Raw genomic sequence first — 1,024 nt, 5'->3', positions numbered from 1 at the left:
TTACCTGATCATGGACATTGCTATCCATTGGGGCGTTCTGCGCTATTTACGGGAGGATGTGAAGGCCAATGTGTGGGTGCCCACGGTGGCAATTGTTCTGGATTTGCTCGCTCTTGGTGGCTTCGTTTGGGTCAAACTGAATACTGACCTGTTTGTTATTGGCGTGGCGGTTGTCACCATGATTGTTATCGCAGTGGCCGAGCAACTGTTCCTGAAAAAGGCCACAGAAGCCGAAGAAGCGGGACACAAAGAATCTCATGCTCATCATCACTAATCACCAGAACTCGATAGGGAGGGATCGGCCATGACGGCTGAGCACACGGTCAAAGATCCTGTTTGCGGCATGTCGGTGAATCCACACTCGGCGGAACATCGCAGCGAGCATGGCGGGAAAACCTGGTATTTCTGTTCTTCGGGGTGCAAATCGAAGTTTGACGGCGACCCGGGACACTACCTCAGTGGAGAACAGAAACAGGACGAACCCGTGGCTCCGGGCACCATGTACACCTGCCCGATGCATCCGGAAATTCGCCAGCAGGGCCCCGGAGATTGCCCTATCTGTGGTATGGCCCTGGAGCCCGAGCAGGTAAGTCTGGATGACGGGCCCTCGGCAGAGCTCAAAGACATGACCCGTCGATTTTGGATTGGCCTGGTGCTGGCCCTGCCGGTATTGGTGCTGGAAATGGGCGGACATCTCACCGGCCTTGACCAGATCGTTGCCCCACAAATGTCCAACTGGATTCAACTGGTGTTGGCGACGCCAGTAGTGGCCTGGTGTGGCTGGCCTTTCTTTGTCAGAGGCTGGAAGTCCGTCGTCAGCCGCAATCTGAACATGTTCACGCTCATTGCCATTGGTACTGGCGTGGCGCTGATCTACAGCCTGGTGGCGACACTGGCGCCCCAGATTTTCCCCGACGCCTTTCGGCAGGAAGACGGTTCTGTCGCCGTCTACTTCGAGGCGGCTGCGGTCATCGTGGTGCTGGTTCTGTTAGGCCAGGTGCTTGAACTGCGGGCCCGGGAGAAA

General features: G+C 56.5%; 1 protein-coding gene and 1 pseudogene. Both read left to right on the top strand.

The window, feature by feature from the left end; genetic code table 11:
- A pseudogene (locus Q672_RS0117440) lies at positions 1-274 on the top strand (amino acid permease); the annotation flags it as partial.
- 30 nt (positions 275-304) lie between these two features.
- Positions 305-1,024: YHS domain-containing protein (locus Q672_RS0117435; RefSeq protein ID WP_031227124.1), on the top strand; the 720-nt coding region annotated here is incomplete at its 3' end.

Origin of the sequence: Alcanivorax sp. P2S70 (genome assembly GCF_000475295.1) — a bacterium.
Classification (GTDB): Bacteria; Pseudomonadota; Gammaproteobacteria; order Pseudomonadales; family Alcanivoracaceae; genus Alcanivorax; species Alcanivorax profundi.
This window is presented reverse-complemented; position numbering and strand designations above follow the sequence as displayed.